At 67.1% G+C, this 16,122-nt stretch carries 18 protein-coding genes and 2 pseudogenes; 7 read left to right on the forward strand and 13 right to left on the reverse strand.

The window, feature by feature from the left end:
- Positions 1-27: 27 nt before the first annotated feature.
- Positions 28-1,062, reverse strand: a complete 1,035-nt coding sequence (gene gntD / locus ABD830_RS15550) for a guanitoxin biosynthesis L-enduracididine beta-hydroxylase GntD (RefSeq protein ID WP_344987543.1) — start codon at positions 1,060-1,062, stop codon at positions 28-30.
- A 754-nt stretch (positions 1,063-1,816) separates the two neighbouring features.
- Between gntD and ABD830_RS54230 the strand changes: the two genes are divergently transcribed.
- The 3 genes from ABD830_RS54230 (at position 1,817) to ABD830_RS15560 (ending at position 3,501) form a co-directional block, all read left to right on the forward strand.
- Complete coding sequence (locus ABD830_RS54230) at positions 1,817-1,996, forward strand: beta/gamma crystallin domain-containing protein (protein WP_378520734.1); 180 nt, start codon at positions 1,817-1,819, stop codon at positions 1,994-1,996.
- Positions 1,997-2,441: 445 nt separating this feature from the next.
- Positions 2,442-2,912 carry a hypothetical protein gene (locus ABD830_RS15555; protein WP_344987545.1) on the forward strand — a complete coding sequence of 157 codons (471 nt, stop codon included), beginning with the start codon at positions 2,442-2,444 and terminating at the stop codon, positions 2,910-2,912.
- Positions 2,913-3,066: 154 nt separating this feature from the next.
- Positions 3,067-3,501 (forward strand): hypothetical protein, encoded by a 435-nt coding sequence (locus ABD830_RS15560; protein WP_344987546.1) that lies wholly within the window; start codon positions 3,067-3,069, stop codon positions 3,499-3,501.
- Here ABD830_RS15560 and ABD830_RS15565 read toward each other — a convergent pair.
- The gene (locus ABD830_RS15565) at positions 3,447-3,617 is read right to left on the reverse strand and encodes a hypothetical protein (protein ID WP_344987547.1); all 171 of its coding nucleotides are present in this window, start codon (positions 3,615-3,617) and stop codon (positions 3,447-3,449) included. The genes ABD830_RS15560 and ABD830_RS15565 overlap by 55 nt on opposite strands.
- Positions 3,618-4,044: 427 nt before the next feature.
- On the opposite strand from ABD830_RS15565, the gene ABD830_RS15570 reads away from it, so the two are divergent.
- Complete coding sequence (locus ABD830_RS15570; RefSeq protein WP_344987548.1) at positions 4,045-4,443, forward strand: hypothetical protein; 399 nt, start codon at positions 4,045-4,047, stop codon at positions 4,441-4,443.
- Between the two features lie 87 nt (positions 4,444-4,530).
- On the opposite strand, the gene ABD830_RS15575 is transcribed toward ABD830_RS15570, so the two are convergent.
- The 5 genes and pseudogenes from ABD830_RS15575 to ABD830_RS15590 form a co-directional block, all read right to left on the reverse strand.
- A complete protein-coding gene (locus ABD830_RS15575; protein WP_344987549.1) occupies positions 4,531-5,001 on the reverse strand; it encodes a MarR family winged helix-turn-helix transcriptional regulator in 471 nt (156 codons plus the stop codon).
- A gap of 940 nt (positions 5,002-5,941) precedes the next feature.
- Positions 5,942-6,658, reverse strand: coding sequence for an NmrA family NAD(P)-binding protein (locus ABD830_RS15580; RefSeq protein ID WP_425567084.1), 717 nt, complete (start codon positions 6,656-6,658; stop codon positions 5,942-5,944).
- Between the two features lies 1 nt (position 6,659).
- Positions 6,660-7,007: pseudogene (locus ABD830_RS54235) on the reverse strand (NmrA family NAD(P)-binding protein); the annotation flags it as partial.
- On the reverse strand, positions 6,904-7,602 hold the full coding sequence (locus ABD830_RS15585) for an NAD(P)H-dependent oxidoreductase (RefSeq protein ID WP_344987551.1): 699 nt from the start codon (positions 7,600-7,602) through the stop codon (positions 6,904-6,906). The pseudogene ABD830_RS54235 and the gene ABD830_RS15585, both read right to left, overlap by 104 nt.
- Entirely contained in the window at positions 7,599-8,660 is a 1,062-nt protein-coding gene (locus tag ABD830_RS15590; protein WP_344987552.1) for an LLM class flavin-dependent oxidoreductase, read from the reverse strand. Before ABD830_RS15590 ends, ABD830_RS15585 begins: the two co-directional genes overlap by 4 nt.
- Positions 8,661-9,190: 530 nt before the next feature.
- Here ABD830_RS15590 and ABD830_RS15595 point away from each other — a divergent pair.
- Together ABD830_RS15595 and ABD830_RS15600 are read left to right on the forward strand one after the other, a co-directional pair.
- Positions 9,191-10,801: a serine/threonine-protein kinase gene (locus ABD830_RS15595; RefSeq protein ID WP_344987553.1), complete on the forward strand. Its 1,611-nt coding sequence runs from the start codon at positions 9,191-9,193 to the stop codon at positions 10,799-10,801.
- 551 nt (positions 10,802-11,352) lie between these two features.
- Positions 11,353-11,907 (forward strand): RICIN domain-containing protein, encoded by a 555-nt coding sequence (locus ABD830_RS15600; RefSeq protein ID WP_344987554.1) that lies wholly within the window; start codon positions 11,353-11,355, stop codon positions 11,905-11,907.
- A gap of 391 nt (positions 11,908-12,298) precedes the next feature.
- Here ABD830_RS15600 and ABD830_RS15605 read toward each other — a convergent pair whose 3' ends face one another.
- The 5 genes and pseudogenes from ABD830_RS15605 to ABD830_RS15630 all read right to left on the reverse strand — a co-directional run bounded on the left by ABD830_RS15605 (position 12,299) and on the right by ABD830_RS15630 (position 15,025).
- Entirely contained in the window at positions 12,299-12,568 is a 270-nt protein-coding gene (locus ABD830_RS15605) for a hypothetical protein (RefSeq protein WP_344987555.1), read from the reverse strand.
- A 58-nt stretch (positions 12,569-12,626) separates the two neighbouring features.
- Positions 12,627-12,859: pseudogene (locus tag ABD830_RS15610) on the reverse strand (recombinase family protein).
- Positions 12,860-13,011: 152 nt separating this feature from the next.
- Positions 13,012-13,227: a hypothetical protein gene (locus ABD830_RS15620; RefSeq protein WP_344987558.1), complete on the reverse strand. Its 216-nt coding sequence runs from the start codon at positions 13,225-13,227 to the stop codon at positions 13,012-13,014.
- A 241-nt stretch (positions 13,228-13,468) separates the two neighbouring features.
- Complete coding sequence (locus ABD830_RS15625) at positions 13,469-14,344, reverse strand: SDR family oxidoreductase (RefSeq protein ID WP_344987559.1); 876 nt, start codon at positions 14,342-14,344, stop codon at positions 13,469-13,471.
- Between the two features lie 81 nt (positions 14,345-14,425).
- Positions 14,426-15,025: a TetR/AcrR family transcriptional regulator gene (locus ABD830_RS15630; RefSeq protein WP_344987560.1), complete on the reverse strand. Its 600-nt coding sequence runs from the start codon at positions 15,023-15,025 to the stop codon at positions 14,426-14,428.
- A 51-nt stretch (positions 15,026-15,076) separates the two neighbouring features.
- Here ABD830_RS15630 and ABD830_RS15635 point away from each other — a divergent pair, with 51 nt between their 5' ends.
- Positions 15,077-15,763: a hypothetical protein gene (locus tag ABD830_RS15635; RefSeq protein ID WP_344987561.1), complete on the forward strand. Its 687-nt coding sequence runs from the start codon at positions 15,077-15,079 to the stop codon at positions 15,761-15,763.
- Here the strand turns inward: ABD830_RS15635 and ABD830_RS15640 are convergent.
- Positions 15,742-16,107 (reverse strand): darcynin family protein, encoded by a 366-nt coding sequence (locus ABD830_RS15640; RefSeq protein WP_344987562.1) that lies wholly within the window; start codon positions 16,105-16,107, stop codon positions 15,742-15,744. The genes ABD830_RS15635 and ABD830_RS15640 overlap by 22 nt on opposite strands.
- Positions 16,108-16,122 lie beyond the last annotated feature (15 nt).

Below are 16,122 nucleotides of genomic sequence, written 5' to 3' on the forward strand. Positions count from 1 at the left end.
AACGGGTTCCTGGTGGTCGACGGGCGCTCAGTAGACGACCCGGGCATCGGACGCGGTCCGCGCGTCACGCGACCGCCGCAGGTCCCGGCTGATGTTGAGTCGTTTGAGCCAGCGATCATTTCCGTCGAACGCGGCCGCGAAAGTCCTGCGACCGTGCACGGCACGGTAGTTGTCGACGAAGAGCAGTTCACCGGGGTGCATGCTGTAGCCGACGATGGCCGTGTCGATCGCTTCGACGAACACACGCAGAGCAGACAACGCCTCAGGATCGTCGATGTCCCAGTCCACGGCGTCGGAGTCCAGCCGGACGTAGGGCGATGAAAGGTCACCGAAGAGCACCGGCGTCTTCTCGGGATTCCGTAGGAGCCGCTCGATGCGAGCGTAGCTGCGGCGCGCGACCGACGTCAGGCCGGGACCGCTAACCAGCGCGGGGTCAGCGTTCTCCGGCCGGTGCGACTCATCAGGCCGCAGGACGAACCTCGGCTGGGCGAGGATGTCCCGTACTTCGCCAGAGACCACGACGTCGTCGAGACACGCGTATGTCGTCTCGGTCGCCCCTGGGTTCCGAAGGCACATCAACGCGACATAGTCAGCCCGGTAAGGATGGAAGGCGTCCTCCGTGTGCCACAGCAGCGTGGCGTCGCTGCTGGAGTTGATCTGGCGACTCTCATGGCCCCGGACGGGAACGACCTCGTGCATCAGCCTGCCACCTTGTTGACTGGCCCAGCCGAAGACGTCACCCAGTAGGCTCGCGCACAGTGTGAAGTAGAACTCCTCGCGAGCCGATGCGCGCCTTGTCTCCTCGGCGCCGGCCCAATGGCGCGGCGTCGCGCCGATCGCCGTGTCGTCGACCGGAAATCCGGTCACCAAACACACGCCAGCGGGCTCACTCAGACGGAATTCGGCAAGCCCTCGCCGTACCGTAACCGGTAGCTCATGGGCGTGCACGTTTACGTTCCGCAGGAATTCCTCGTCCTCAACGGTCCGGTACCGCTCGGTCATCCGTGCCAGCAGCTCCTCGATGACGTCGACCTCGCGGCTGGATATGCGGATCTCATACATGCGCCCACCGTCCGAGGTCCGCGCCGGCATCCTGGTATGTCATTGCGATCCCTTCCGTCGTGCATGTCGCCATAAAATCCTTCACTTACATATTCTTTTCGATGTCGTTAACAAGTGCCAACGACGCTTCCGTCTTCCTTGTGCGGCCTGACCAGGCCGGGTGAAGCATGCACTTTACGGACTACCAATGGCCATACCATTTTCTGCTCATTAAGTGTTCGCCGAGCACCGGTGGTACTCGGCGGCCCGGCTGCTGGAGCCGGTGGTGTCGACCACCTGACCAGGTGATCGACAAATAAGGCGCGGTACTCCGCGAACCGGAAGGTGCGAGTTCTCTACGGCTGGCCGAGCGGTGCCAGCTGCTGTACCTTCCATGCGTGGCTTCCGAGAATTCGCGTTCCATGCCCGACAGTGCGGCCAGCACGGTGAACACGAGGAGCACCCGCGGAAGTTCGCCATGGATGGGGACGAGGGCCTGTTCTCAACCACCCGGCCGGGTCATTCCCACAGGCGCACACACCAGCCGAGAACGCGTCGGCCCTGTTGAGCCCAGTGAGCAAGAAATGAGCAGGAAAGTGGACTGGTCTGTAAGTTCAGGCCCCACATACGCTCCCCGGTGCGAGATCGCTCCCCCAGAAAGAGAACGCTATGAAGTCGTACCTGCGTAAGGCCCTCGCCAGCTGCGCAGCCGCACTGGCGGTCATGGTGGCCCCTCCCCTCCCCCACATTCGCTATCAACCACGCAGACTGCAACGTGTCGTACAGTCGTGAATTTCTGCGAATTCAAAACGGTCTAGACCGTCACTGCTTCGCGAACGGCGACACGATGAGCGGGGCCATCTACGGTGTCGACCTCATCTCCGCAGGGAACAACAATGTGGTAATCGAATACATCGATGGCTTAGGAGGGGCCCTCAAGAGCCTTCCTGCTTGAAAAGTGGAACCTCTGGGACTTCATTAACGACTCGTCGGGGATCAAACGCAGAATTCATATTATTTACAAGATCAGAATCATTTAGGTCGCATTCCAGTGACGGGGACTGCGCCCCACCGCGCGGCCGACTCCAGTGGCCGCACCTATCGACCTCACGCGAGCCCGCGTGTGTCCCTCCAGCCGAGAACGCTTCGGCCCTGGCTGCGGACACCGCGATAGCGGAGGCGAGCATCGCGGTCGTCCACGGCCGTGCGGGGTCCTCATTCAAACGTTTCATCCCTGGCGACAATCGGCTCGCCAAGGGATCGGCGACTCTCGGACATGTGGTTGAGCGACTCGCGAGCGGGGCGGAAAAAGATCGCAAGGCCGCGAACCTTCCTTCCCCCGGCGCTATCCAACCCAGATGTACGACGAAACATAAACAGATTCAGAAGGGCATCCATAGATGCGATCAAAGCTGGCCACCCTGTTCCTCGCCACGCTCGCCGCCGGAAGCTGCGTCCTCGCCGGCGCCTCGCCCGCCTCGGCCACGGAGTCGCAGTACGGCAAAAGCAAATGGATCAGCGCCGAGAGCGGCTGGCAGAACGCCGGCGTGTACGTCGAACCCGGTGACCTGGTGCAGATCCACTACGTCAGTGGCCGGTGGACGGTCGACCACCGCGAGTTCCCCTATGTGTCCTCGCGCGGCTACCCCTGGGACATCGACAGCGAGATCTACCAGGGATGCAAGGTCCTCAGCCAGTACCCATACGGCACGCTGATCGCGAAGGTCAACGGAGACCACTACAGAATCGGCACTGGGGCTTCCATCCGGACGCGCCAGGAAGGCTTCCTCCAGTTGCGCATCAACGACGCCGACGGTTGCCTCCGCGACAACGACGGCGCCGTCCGCGTGACGATCACGGTCACCGACTAACTAGGGCTCGTATGCAGTGGAGAGTCACCGGACCTTCCGCAGCTCAGTCGGTAGGTTACCGCGTGTCTAGGTCTCCGGCTCGCGTACGTTTTGCGCCCTCCCCTACTGGGATGTTCCATGTGGGTGGGCGCGGTCGGCTCCGTATACCTGGGCGGTGGCGCGGCAATCCGGAGGCACGTTCGTGCTCCGTGTCGAGGACACAGACACGGCCCGTAACCGGCCGAAGTGGACTCAGGGCAATCATCGACGCCTTGGCGGCGATCGGGATCAGCACCGCAGATCCGGTCTTCGAGTGCCCGTATTTCCAGTCGGACAATGCCGCCCGGCACCGGAAAGCGTCCTGCGGCTGTACCGGCCGGCCGGGCGTACTACTGCGACTGCACTTGCGAGCAGCTCAAGAGCGGACAGGGTCCGAGCACCTGGGGGTATGACGGGTTCTGCTGTGAGCGGGGGCTGGAGTACGTCGGGGGGCGGGCGCTGCGGTTCCGTACGCCGGATGGGGGGCGAGACGGTGGTCGAGGATCTCGTCCGCGGTCAGCTGATCTTTCCCAGCAGCGCGCGGGCGTCGCCGGACAGCATGCGGTCGTAGGCAGCCTCTACCTCGTCCAGTGGGCTGGTCTCGATCATGGGCCGCACGCCCGTCAGTGCGGCGAAGCGCAGGGTCTCCTCGACATCGAGGGCGGTGCCGGACGGGTGGCCATGCACGGACCTGCTCGCCGCGCGATGAGCTGGAACGGGCTGACCTGAATGGATTCCGGCGTTGCGCCGAGCATGATGAGTTCGCCGTTGTGACGCAGCCCGTCGATGGTGGCGCCCATGGCGTCGGAGCTGGCCGCGGTGGCGAGCACGACCTTCGCGCCGCACAGGGCGGACACCGGCGGTGGCGGGAGCCAGGGTGCCGAGTCCGGACCGACGGCATCCCGTACTGTGGCTCGGCACGGCTGACGAACCGGTTTGCCAAGTACGGGACGACAGTAGGGCGTTCCGGTTGGCGCGCCGTGCTGGTATGCGCAGCGCACCTGACTCCCATCCCGGCTCTCGGCATTGCGGCCATTGCCATCGGGTTGGAGGTGTGCTTCGTGTCCCAGATGCTGTCGAGAGATGTCGTTGATGTCCCATCACGCTGGGCTCGGTGCTCTTCATCCTCTTCCCTGCGGTGCTCGCCGCCATCTCGGGGACCTCGGCCGTGCGCGAGACCTCCGTTGTCCTGAGGATGCGGAGGGCATGGCGGCGCGCGAGGCGTGGAGAGGCCGTGCAGGTTCTGACCGGTGTGGCGCTGCGGCCCGGCCGCGGACTGTCCGTCTCAGGTGCGCGTGTCGTGCTGGTGAGCGGCCGGGTCGCCGCGACCTGGACCGTCGACGCGGGCATCGTGGTCATCACCCCGCTGCGCGGTTTCACCCGAGCCGAGCACACCGCCGTCACGCCGTCCCCTGAGCAAAGGCCGGCGGGAGATGTTCGAGCCGTCTACGCGGGCAGTGTTGTATTCGCTCCCGTCGCGGCAGAGGACGGCCATCAGTCCGACCTACTGTAGTGACGACCTGCTGAGAACTCGGATGCCGTCGCCGCCTAAGGGCTCAGGAAGGTGCCCGTCCGCCGGGTGTGACGCACCCAGGGCGGGCTACGAGGAGCGCTGATCCGGCACGCCCTCGTCGTCCGGGTCGAGCCGCGCCCAGACTTCGGCGAGGTTGCGCAGGTGCTCGTCGTCGAGCCGGTCGAAGAAGAGCCTGCGCAGGTCGCTGTGCTGCTGGCGCCATGCCTTGCGCATGAGCGCCCTCCCGTCCTTGGTCAGGACCGCCGTGAAGCCACGTCCGTCGTCGGCCGTCCGTCGCCTCTCGATCAGGCCGCGACGCTCGAGCCGGTCGGCGAGCCGGGTGAACCCGCCGGTGGACATCAGGCGCTGCTGGGCGAGCTCCGACATCCGCATGCCGTTCCGGCCGGCCTCGCCCAGCAGTGCCAGCACGCTGTACTCGGCCATGCTCACGTTCAGCGGAGCGAGGCCGGCCTCGATTTCACGCCAGATCCGATCATGGGTGAGCAGGAACCCCCGCCACGCCTGGTCTTCAAGCTCTCGCAGCTTGTCGGTCGCCATGAGCAGCACGGTATCGACAGGTCATCTCGAGAACCAACCGATGTGTCTGCCTGCACAGCAAACCTTGTTCGCGGCCAGAACATGGTGTTGGCAAGCCGGTGCGTGACCTGCTCGCCCCGACGTCGAGCGCGAGGAGACCCGGGCCCGTCGTTATCTGGGGTTGTCAAACGAACTTGCTGGTCAGCCGCATGAAGCTCGTTAAGGCACGTCAGGCCCGTCAGGCACGTAGACGTCAGCATGCCGTGCATGGCCGGGACCGGCGCGAAGGTATTCGAGCGTGTGCGGAGGCGATTGATCAGCAATGGGCCGTTGCGATGGTGTGTCGTTCGGGCACGGCGCAGGGTCGCGGCGTCCGGAGTGGGTAAGCGCCACGGAAGCGGGCGGCGGTGCCGTCCGACAGCAGGATCCCAGCGGCGGCGCGGTCGCCTGGCGGATCGCCGGCGCGGAGGCCGTCGAGTCGAACGCGCCGCATAACGTGCCGTCCGCGGTGAGGACGTCAGCCGGATGCAGGTCGCCGTGGAGCGCTGCGGGACGGGAACCGGCAGAGGAAAGCGCGGGCGAGGGCGGGCAGCCAGGTGTGTTCCACGCGCAGCAGCGCCCCCGCAGACGGCGTCGCCCCAGGGCAACCGAATGGTGAGGGTCGTCGCCAGGCCGGTGAGCAGGAAACTGGACTGGTCACCTGTGGCGTTCCCCCCGGGGTGTGGACACCCGGTTTTCATGCAGCCGGTGCGGCCACTCTAGCCACAAGACGATCAGAAGACGACGAGTCAGAAGAGCTGGCGGGCACCCTGGTCCGGGTTCCGGCGTCCGCCAGGTCAAGTGGTTGATCATGCCGTCAGCAGCACGGATGTCGCCATTTCGGCCGACCCGTCGGACCGCACCAGTGCTCCGCGCGGGTCGTCTTCCGCGGCTGCCGACTCGTGATTCGCCCTGCTGGGTGTCAGCTCATGGCCTGCCGGAAGTACTCCTCGGCGCTGGTCGGCTTGATGCCGGGGTAGCGGTGGTTCTCGAGCGGGTCGAGCTTCCCCTTCCCACTGACCATGGCCCAGTTGTACTGCAGCAGGAGGTACTCGAACGTGTCGGTGGCCACCGCCTTACGGCGTTCGATCTCGGCGCGGAGGTCGTCGGTGCTGCCGAGCCGCCGTGCCTCGAGCCGTCGCCCCGAGCCGCGCTCCATGGCCTGGTGCAGTTCCTTCAGCGTCAGCACATCCCCGGCCACTCGCACGGTGCGTCCGGCGGTCGAGGGGTCGAGGGCTACTTCGGCGGTCCACTCGGCGGTGTCGGAATAGGTGGAGAAGTCGACGGGTTGATCGCCGTCACCCCAATAGCTGAAGGTGCCGGACTCCCAGTCGACCCAGTTGTACCAGGGCTCGTTCAGGACCTCGAGGAAGGCGCCGATGAGGACTGAGGTGGGTGCCACGGTGCTGGACCGGTAGGCCTCGGCGGCCTTCTTGCGGAGGTCGGCGAAGTCGTTGTCACCGTAGTCGAGTCGGTCTATACCGAGGGAGAAATCTGAGGGGATCCAGCGCGGAACCCCGGCCTTCTCGGCGGCACGCAGCAGGTTGACCTGGCCGTCGATGATGACCTCCGCACCCCCCTGGACGGCGGAGACAACGACGTCCACTCCCTGCAGCGCGGGTGAGGCGGTCGGCGGGATCGCGGATGTCTCCTTCTACGACCTCGATGGCCGGGTCGTCGAATGCCTGCAGGCCCTTGGCGTTGCCGGGCCTGACGAGGGCGCGGACCTGCACGTCCCGCCGTCGCAGACTGTCGATGATCAGACGGCCCAGGCGACCGGTGGCGCCGGCCACGAACACAGTAGACATGGATGCTCCCTGTAAGGGTGAGATGGAACGGGACCCGCTGAATGCGGCAGCCCCCGGCTGAACACCGGACAGCGATTCATGTGCGGCTAGGAGAACTGGCTCGCAGGACTGGTTGGACGAGCCTCTGCCTGCTGGATGCGCTCGAAGAGAGGCCAAGCGGCTTTGCCCGGGGCCGGCCATTCGCTGGTTCGCCGTCCTGTGCTGCTTCAGGGCCCGTCGCGCGAGCTCTGAGAAGATCTGCGACGTCAGTGAGTCCGACCTCGATGCGTCCATAGATGCGGGGGTTGAGCAGTGTCGTACCGTCGAAGTCTCCGGCGGAGGCGAAGAACGCGACCGGGATCGTCAACGCCTGGAAGAAGGCGAACAGTGGCCGCAAGGCGTGTTCCAGGACAAGCGCATGGTGGTCGCCTCCGCCCGTCGCGGCAAGGAGGACGGGCTTGTTCGCGAGCGCATACTGGTCGACAAGGTCGAAGAAGTGCTTGAACATGCCCGGGTACGTACCGCGGAACACAGGTGCGGCGGCGATGAGAAGATCGGCATCCTCGGCGAGCCGGAGCGAGTCTTCGACCTCGGGCGTGACGTCATCGCGCTCGATCGCTCCGGTGAACCCCGCGCCCAAGCGGTACACGTCAACCCGGGACACCTCGATGGGGAGCATGTCCTTCAGAGTGTCGAGGACAACGTCGACGAGTCCCATCGTCTTGGACGGCTGACTGGGGCTGCCGTTGACGACGACGACGCGCAGGACCGGACCGGTGTCCGCTACGGCGGTCATGCCGCGCTCTTCTCTCGCAGTGTGACCTCGTGGCGCACGACGGGTGCCACCTCGGTGCCGAGCAGTTCGATCGCCTCGAGGTGCTCCTTCTGCGGCATCCCGCCGAAGCCCATCTGGATGATGGCGCGGTTGAGGCCGTACAGCTCGTGGTAGGTGAGCAGTTTGTCGATGAGCTCCTGCGGGCTGCCGACCAGCAGTCCGGCCGCGGGCGACGACTGCGCGTCGAACGCGGCCCGGGGAAGCCGGAGGCCGACGCCGCGCTGGTGGTTGTTCTCCATCATGCCCCTGGCGAAGTAGGGGTACATGGTGTCGCGTGCACCCTGGCTGGTCCGCCCGACGAACCCGTGCGAGTTCACGCTGATCGGCAGCGCGTCCGCGTCGTGCCCGGCCTTCGCCGCGGCTGCTCGGTAGAGCTGGACCGTCTCCTCGTGGAAGGTCATCGGTCCGAGCAGCAGCGCCAGGGCCAGGGGCAGACCGAGGTGGCCGGTGCTGATGGCCGACGCGGGCGATCCGCCGACCCCGACCCAGATCGGGATGGTGCCGCCGTCGGCGCGGGGCGCGATGTCGGCGTCGACCAGGGGGGCGCGGAAGCGCCCCGACCAGGTGAGCGGGTTCTGGTCGCGGATCTTCAGCAGCAGGTCGAGCTTCTCGCGGAACAGGTCCGCGTAGTCCTTCAGCTCGTGCCCGAACAGGGGGAAGGACTCGGTATAGGAGCCGCGGCCGGCGATGATCTCGGCGCGGCCGGCGGACAGCAGGTCGATCGTGGCGAACTGCTCCCACACGCGTACCGGGTCCTCCGAGCCGAGCACCGTGACCGAACTCGTCAGCTTGATGCGCTCGGTCTTCTCCGCGGCGGCGGCCAACAGGATGGCCGGCGCTGATCCGACGAAGTCGCTGCGGTGGTGCTCGCCCACGCCGAAGACGTCCAAGCCCACCTGGTCGGCGACCTGCGCCTGCTCGATCGTCTCGCGGACGCGCTGCCGCGGGGACGGCAGGGCCCCGGTGGACGGGTCCTCCGTGAGCTCCCCGAACGTCATGATGCCGATCTCGAATGGCATGTCGTTTCCTCTCTCCGGCCGGAGGCACCGCGCGCCTCCGACCGCCGATCCACACCTCCTTCAATCTGTCTGCGCAAGCAAATATTCCCGGGCGCCGCCTGAGGCCTGTGCCACATACTTTGCGCAGGACGGGTCGGCCGCATGAGACCTCAAGGACGAGCTCAGATGCGAAATCGGGTCAACTCCAGGAGTCAAATAGTTGCCTGCAAAGGCAACTTATGAGCTCCTTTGCGTGCGAGTAGGTTGGCAACAGTCCTCGCGTATCCCGCGATGCCCGCACGGTACGTGCCTGCCGGGCAGTCGGGCCGTCTGGTGCGACCTGAGCTGCTCTGCTCACCCTCGCCCCGGGCCGGTGCTGGGCCGCCGGGCCGGTAAGATCGTTTGGGGGTTCGCATCTGCGGCCGGTGGGCAAGCCGTGCGAGATAGCCTGGGGCGACGTGAGATCGTCGTGAGGTGGCGGGGGTGAGTCGGTGACGGACTCTCGGGTACCGGGTTCAGGCGCCCCGGGACGTATCGGTGAGCATCAGGTCGTGCGGCTGCTCGGTGAAGGCGGGCAGGGCGCGGTCTATCTGGCGGAGTCGCCCGCCGGGGGGCCAGTGGCGATCAAGGTGCTGCACGGGCGGCTCGCCGCCGATCCGGAGGTCCGGCGCCGGTTTCTGCGCGAGGCGAAGGTCGCCGCCAGCGTCGCGCCGTTCTGCACGGCGCGGGTGATCGGCACCGGGACGCTGGGTGTGCAGCCGTACATCGTCAGCGAGTACGTTCCCGGCCCGTCGCTGGACGCCCTGGTACGCGGGGATGGGCCGCGCACCGGAGGCGGGCTGGACCGACTGGCGATCAGTACGCTGACCGCCCTCGCCTCGATCCACCGCGCCGGCATCGTGCACCGCGATTTCAAGCCGGGCAACGTGATCCTCGGCCCCGAGGGGCCTGTCGTGATCGACTTCGGCATCGCCCGCACACTCGACGCCGTGACCACCACCAACCAGGTGACCGGCACCCCGGCGTACATGTCGCCGGAACAGCTCAGCGACCAGCCGCTCACGCCGGCCTCGGACATGTTCTCTTGGGCGAGCACGATGGTGTTCGCGGCGACCGGGCGCATGGCCTTCACCGGCGGCAGCGTCCCGGCGGTCCTGCATGCCATCCTGCACAATCCGCCCGACCTGTCCGGGGTGCCCGAGCCGCTGCGCGCGATGGTGGCGGCCTGCCTGGCCAAGAACCCCGCCGACCGGCCGACCACCGAGCAGCTGCTGCGCGACCTCACCTCCGGCGACGGCGCCGTACGCCCCGGCGGCGGGGCCGAACGCATGCTCGCCGACATGGTGCGGCCCAGCCTGCCGGCGGTGTCCGTCGCGCCCTCGGCCCTGAACGGGACGATGGCGGAACCCAGGCGCTCTCGCGGGCCGCTGCTCGCGGCCGGGGCCGTGCTGGTGGCGCTGGCCGTCGCCGCGGGCTTACTGCTCGTGCCCTCATGGCCGGCCAGGGACGAGGGCGGCGGTGACAAGGCCGCGGCCACCTCGTCCGCCGTGGCCCGGCCGGTGCTCGACCTCGCGGCGTACCCGACGGTCGACGTGGCCGACGGCTTCGACGGCGCCGCGCGCTACGACGGCTACCAGATCTACAGCGACGAGGTGATGCCGCGGATCAAGGCAGAGGGCGGCAGGCTCACCTGCGAAGCTCAGGTCCCGTTCTACGGCTGGTACGCCCTGCCCGGGGCACCGTCCTCCGGCGACACGGTCAGCATGATCACCCTGGGCGGTTTCGCGGGCACCGGCAAGCAGGAAGACAGCGTGTTCGTCGGCCGGATCAAGGACAATATCAACTACATCGGCGCCTGGTACAACCACACCCGCAAGGAGGTCGGCATCGACATACTGGTCGACGGCAAGTGGCGCCACGCCCCCAACAGCGCCAGCCTGTCACTCGCGCCCGGAGACCGCCTCGCCCTGGTGCTGTCGGGCGGCACCACGGTCACCTCGTACGCCGAGACAGGCGGCGCCTGGCGCCGCCTGACCACCGTCAACCTCGACCTGAAGGCCACGCCGCAGGAGTGGACGCGGTGGCGCCACGGGTTCGCCCTGCGCGCCACGACCGGCACGGTCACCCTGGACGCCGCCGAGGGGTACAGCGCCGCCGGCTGATCCTCAGACCTTCACCGTGGCGATCGGCATGTCACCGTGGTGATCGGCATGGAGGAGTCGAGCGCGCGCAGCCGGAAATTGGCGGCCACTGCGCCTGCCGAATACTCCATCCATGCAGTGGGATTCAAGAACTCGAATCACTACCTCATGTCATAGCTGCTCATCGAGTGCGGCCTCATGTCGCACCACGTCAGGCAAGTAGACCCCCGCATGCCGAGAATGGTGGGGTCCGGCGCGAAGACATTCGAGCGTGTGGAGAGGCGATCGATCAGCGATGGGCCGTTGCGATGAGGCGCTGCAGCGCGGCGTGGGCGGGTCCGCCCCAGGTGGGCTTGCCACCTGGGCGGCCGCGGACGTCGGCTTCGCAGATGAAGAGGCCCCTGAGAGCGCGGAGCGCTGACAGGGCCGTCCTCATGGCTGGCGGTCAGAAAGTGAGCAGGAAACTGGACTGGTCACCGGTCACCCATGGGCACAAGCTGCTGTCTGTGGCACACAGCACGCTTTGCGTGCTTGTCGGAACGCATCATCACCCCCCGGACATGGGAGCCTGCGTGAAGCAGACGTTAGAAAAGACCGCCCTCCGCACAATAGTCGTGATAAGCACGCTGATCGCATCCATCGCCCTCGTCAACGCTCCCGCCAGAGCCGACGTCTACCGCGACTCGATGCTTCGGAACTGGGAAACAGGGCTGTGCCTGGACAGCAACTTTGACGGACGCGTCTACACTCTGGGCTGCAACAGCGGGAACTATCAGCGGTGGATCATCGAGACCTGGGGCGGCGGGATCCCGCGCGGTCCCGATGACGGCCCGCTCCCACCCGAGGGGGTGAATGAGGGCCCATGGTTCGCTCTCAGGAACGCGGCCACGGGACGGTGCCTCGACAGCAATGGCAGGGATGTCTATACGACGCCCTGCCAGACTGGCAATGCGTATCAGGCATGGCTCGTCTGGGACCTCTGGTCTGACAACCTTACCATCCAGCCCTATACATATGGCTTCGCAGGGCACAACCCACGCGGAAGTCTCGACAGTGACCGTGCCGGCCACGTATATGTGCATGAGGAAAACGACGGCGGCTTCCAGAACTGGAAGCCGGGCTTCTAGTGCCGTATCAGGCCACGTTGGGATACGGATCACTGGCGCCCGAAACGGGCCGCTGGGCCACGAGGACGGCGGGATTCGGCTCGAACATGGCGGGATAAGTCCGGCACGATAACGCGATCTTCGCTGTTCATAGCCCGGGACCGCGACCCGGAACTTGATCGTGCGGGCCATCACCGTGCGGTGCTGACCGTCCTCACCCGGATGGAACCCCGCCGGCAGGTAACGCAGGAACTTCAGCTGAGTAAGCGTGTTGACCACCGTCGGCGGCGCCCAACCCTGCAGGCTGCACCACGACAGGAACTCCCCGACGGTCCCCATGATCGCGTTCGCGGTGCCCTCGCTGCGATACCGCACCGCGGCGCCCGGCTTGCGTGATCGCGACGGCATCGGCTCATCCACCAGCCACCGCATCATCGCCATCAACTGCGGAAGGCTCGGGCCGGCCCAGTCCAGCCCATGACCTCGACAGGTACAAGGCGATCCGGCCCGCGTACGTCTTCTCGGTGTTGAACGCCCGGCCCGCCCCACGCAACCCCGCCAGATACGCGCACGCCTCGACATGCAACTCGAGATCCTCATCATCAACCACCACCCACGACACCGACTCGTCGGCGGCCACCGCCCGCTCAGGCCGGAAGAAGCGAGGCAGTGCACCTGACATGGGGTGCCGTTAACCAACGTGGCACCAGCCGCCAAATAGGCCCTGAGCTGGATATCAGCTACCCGCTTCCAATTCGGCACGCACTGTTGGCGGTTCGATGCTTGCGCAGGCCGGCCACAATGAAGATGAGGCCCTGTAGGGAGCGGCCCAGCCGATCCAACGAGGGCACCACGAGGGTGTCGCCGGGCCGTAGGTAGTCCAGCGCCTTCACAGCTCCTCGCGTTCGGCGTTCTTGCTGGACTTCTTGTCGGCGAAGATGCGGATACAGCCCGCCGTGGTGAGGGCGGCCATCTGGCGGTCCAGGAGTCGGCCGCGGGTGGAGACGCGGGCGTAGCCGACGAGCGCTCCCGAGGGGCCCGCGGGTTCGGCCGCCAGCGGGTCCTCGCCGAGAGACCCCACCAGCAGCGAACCTTCGGCAAGCGCGAGGTTCTTGGCCGTAGTGTTCACCAGGAGCCACCGCCGGGGGCCAGCATGGTGACGGTCACCGTGAGCGGCTTGTCGGGGGAGGTCTGGCTGCCGCGACCGAAGGCACCGTGGGTGACCATCCATCGGCCGATACACCCCTGGCAGAACCGGCGCGGTGGGCGGCCTAGCGCCCACGACGGTGGTTCCAGCGCCTCCTCCACGATCTCGAAGTCGGCGTCCATCTCACGGCACAAGATGCAATCGTTCCGGACGTGGGGGTAGGGCAGCACAGGCTCGGCGAGGGGGCTCCATGACCCGGAGCGTGGAGAAAAGGGTGCTGACGTACTTGCTGAACACTCAGATTTCTCAACACGTTTTTCAACAGAACGCGGAGGCAGGTAGGGGCGGTCCGGGGCCCGTTCGGCTGCGGTGTTGAGAATCGATCGATTTTCAACACCCTGATCGGACTTGGGCAGCTACCGTCGGCGGCCGGCATCAACGGCTGCTGTCACTTTGCCCGGTGATGCGGTCGGAGAGCAGGTCGGTGACCGAGCGCGGGGCGCGGCCGAGGAGTTCGCCAAGAAACGGGTCGACGCCGGCGAAGCGGCCCTGGCGGGCGGCCTGGAAGAAGGTGAGCAGCATACGCGCCATGGCCTCCGGGGAGCCCGCTGCGATCCGGCCGGCGATCCACTGCTCGTCGTCGACGACGACCCGTTCGATGATGCGGCCGGTGAGGGTGGAGGCGATCTGGGCGACGTCGTCGAAAGTGACGGCGTCGGGAGCGGTGACGGTGATCGGGCCGTCGAAAGAGCGGTCTCCGGCGAGGATGAGCGCGGCGGCTTCGGCGGCGTCGGCGCGGTCGGTCCAGGAGACGGGGCCGTCGGCCGGGGCGGTGATCGCTCCGGTGTGCTGCCAGGGGCCGAGAAGCCAGTCCAGGCTGTGAGCGTAGAAGCCGTTGCGCAGTGAGGTCCAGGCGATGCCGGTGTCGGCGAGGAGCGCTTCGGTGGCGGCGTGGTCGCCTGCGGGCGGGAACGGGCTGTCGAGACCGGCGCCCTGGTGGCTGGTGTAGAGGATGCGCTGCGCGCCGGCTGTGACCGCGGCTTCGATGGCGGTGCGGTGCAGGGCGACGGCGTCGGCAGTGGGGTCGTTGGAGGAGACCAGCAGCACTTGCTCGGCTCCTTCGAACGAGTCGCGCAGGGCGTCGGGGTCGTCGTAGGAGCCGTGCCGCACGCGTACGCCGCGGTCGGCGAGGTGCTGTGCCTTGGCGACGTCGCGCACGCTGACGCCGATCTGGTCGGCGGGGACAAGCTTGAGCAGGTGTTCCACGGTGGCGCCGTTGAGGGCGCCGGTCGCGCCGGTGATGACGATCATGATCAGTTCTCCTGTCGGTGGTCTCACGGGATCGCGGCGGTGACGTGCCAGGGCCACGGGCCCTGGTGTAACAGGTGGCCGCTATCGCCTTCGGAGTAGCGGGAGCAGGACGTCGTCGACGAGGTGCTCCAGGAACGGCCGATCACACGGTCGGCCGGCGAAGATGAGCCGGTGCACGATGACGGCCGGGGCGACCTCGGCGAACAGCGCGGCCGCGCCGGGCACCAACCGCTCACCGCCTTCGATGGCGCTGCGGAACGGCTCCTCGGTCATCGCCGTCTCATCCCGGCGCAGGATCCGCCGCATCTCTGCGGCGAGGCCGGGGTCGCTGCGCATGCCGGTGAACAGGGCGCCGAGTAGCCCGATCTCCTGTTCGGCGATCTGATCGGCCAGCCACTGCACGGTCGCCAGCAGTGCCGCACGGAGGTCGCCCGGCGGGATGGCCGGGGGTGTTCCCGGCGCACGGTGTTCGACCGCTGCGGCCACCAGAGCGGCCTTGCCCGGATAACGCCGGTAGACCGTCGGCTTGCCGACCCCGGCCCGGGCCGCGACCGCGTCGATCGTCAGCTGGTCGTATCCGACCTCGGTCAGCACCAGCAGCGTCGCCTCAAGGATCGCGATGTCACGTGCGGCGTCCCGTGGCCTGCCGCGCACCGGCGCGGGCCTGCGCCCATCCAACACCGCCCACCTCCTCCGATTAACGAAACGAAACTGGAACGTAACGTAATTTAGATGAGAGGCGGGCGTCAGGCAAATTCCGCGCTCACGCCTGGGAACTGGGATTTTCCGCCGATCCTGCGGGACCCGGCGACGTGGCGCCATCCTCTGGTCGCCCGGCACGCCGACCCCCTGCTCCGGGCCGACCTGCTGGCCCTCGCCGACCGGATCGGCCCGCTGCTGGAGGCGCTCGACCGCCTCCCGCACACCCTCGTCCACGGCGACGCCGGCCCCATGAACCTGCTGGTCCCGGCCGACGGCTCGGCGGAGTTCGTGGCCGTCGACTGGAGCTGGCCGCACTCGGCGGCCGTGGGCTTCGACCTCGGCCAGCTCCTGGTCGGCCGGGCGCACACCGGCGAGCTCGACCCCGCGGACCTGCCTGAGGTCCACGAGGCGATCGAGGCCGCGTACGCCGCCGCGACGGCCGGCATCGCGGACCCCGGCGAGGTCTCCTTCGGCTACGTGGCCGGGCTCGTGCTGCGCAGCGCGTGGACCGCGATCCCCTTCGAGCTCCTGGACCAGGAGCCCACCCCGAGCTGCACGACCTGTTCCGCAAACGGGCCGCACTCGCCCGCTTCATCGTCGACCTGGGGCGCTCGTCCCGCCTTTGCGACGGATGTTGACCACCGGCCGCCGCCTCGACGGGCTGAGCCACGACGAGACGGCGGCCGGAGTCTTTCTCAGGCGTTGATGGTGGCGTAAGTGTCCAGACCGTAGTTCTTGGCGTAACCGTTCTCGACGCCGACCAGGAGCTCGACGACCTCGAAGTAGCGGTCCCAGAAGGACGTCTCACGCAGCGCCTCGACGAGGAGCTGGTACGCCTGATGATCGCGGGCTTCCCACACCCAGACATCGGTGACGCGCGCGGTGTAGAACTCCGTGTCGTAGAAGCGCGACCGCACATCCTTCACCTTGGCCGTGATCGCCGGGAGGATCTCGGTCGTGAACACCTCCACCCGCTGCTCGACTGACATGCCGAGCCACTCGGACGTGGTCTTCACCAGCATGAACGCCGTCACGCTCGGTTCGAACGACTCCGTGGGCATGATGTCTCCCTTCTC

The sequence above is a fragment of the Nonomuraea helvata genome (assembly GCF_039535785.1).
GTDB lineage: Bacteria > Actinomycetota > Actinomycetes > Streptosporangiales > Streptosporangiaceae > Nonomuraea > Nonomuraea helvata.

Coding starts and splice junctions, on each gene's coding strand:
- gntD (WP_344987543.1), bottom strand. CDS start 1,062: ATGTATGAGATCCGCATATCCAGCCGCGAGGTCGACGTCATCGAGGAG.
- ABD830_RS15555 (WP_344987545.1), top strand. CDS start 2,442: ATGCGATCAAAGCTGGCCACCCTGTTCCTCGCCACGCTCGCCGCCGGA.
- ABD830_RS15575 (WP_344987549.1), bottom strand. CDS start 5,001: ATGGCGACCGACAAGCTGCGAGAGCTTGAAGACCAGGCGTGGCGGGGG.
- ABD830_RS15585 (WP_344987551.1), bottom strand. CDS start 7,602: ATGACCGCCGTAGCGGACACCGGTCCGGTCCTGCGCGTCGTCGTCGTC.
- ABD830_RS15590 (WP_344987552.1), bottom strand. CDS start 8,660: ATGCCATTCGAGATCGGCATCATGACGTTCGGGGAGCTCACGGAGGAC.
- ABD830_RS15605 (WP_344987555.1), bottom strand. CDS start 12,568: ATGTCAGGTGCACTGCCTCGCTTCTTCCGGCCTGAGCGGGCGGTGGCC.
- ABD830_RS15625 (WP_344987559.1), bottom strand. CDS start 14,344: ATGATCGTCATCACCGGCGCGACCGGCGCCCTCAACGGCGCCACCGTG.
- ABD830_RS15635 (WP_344987561.1), top strand. CDS start 15,077: ATGAGAGGCGGGCGTCAGGCAAATTCCGCGCTCACGCCTGGGAACTGG.
- ABD830_RS15640 (WP_344987562.1), bottom strand. CDS start 16,107: ATGCCCACGGAGTCGTTCGAACCGAGCGTGACGGCGTTCATGCTGGTG.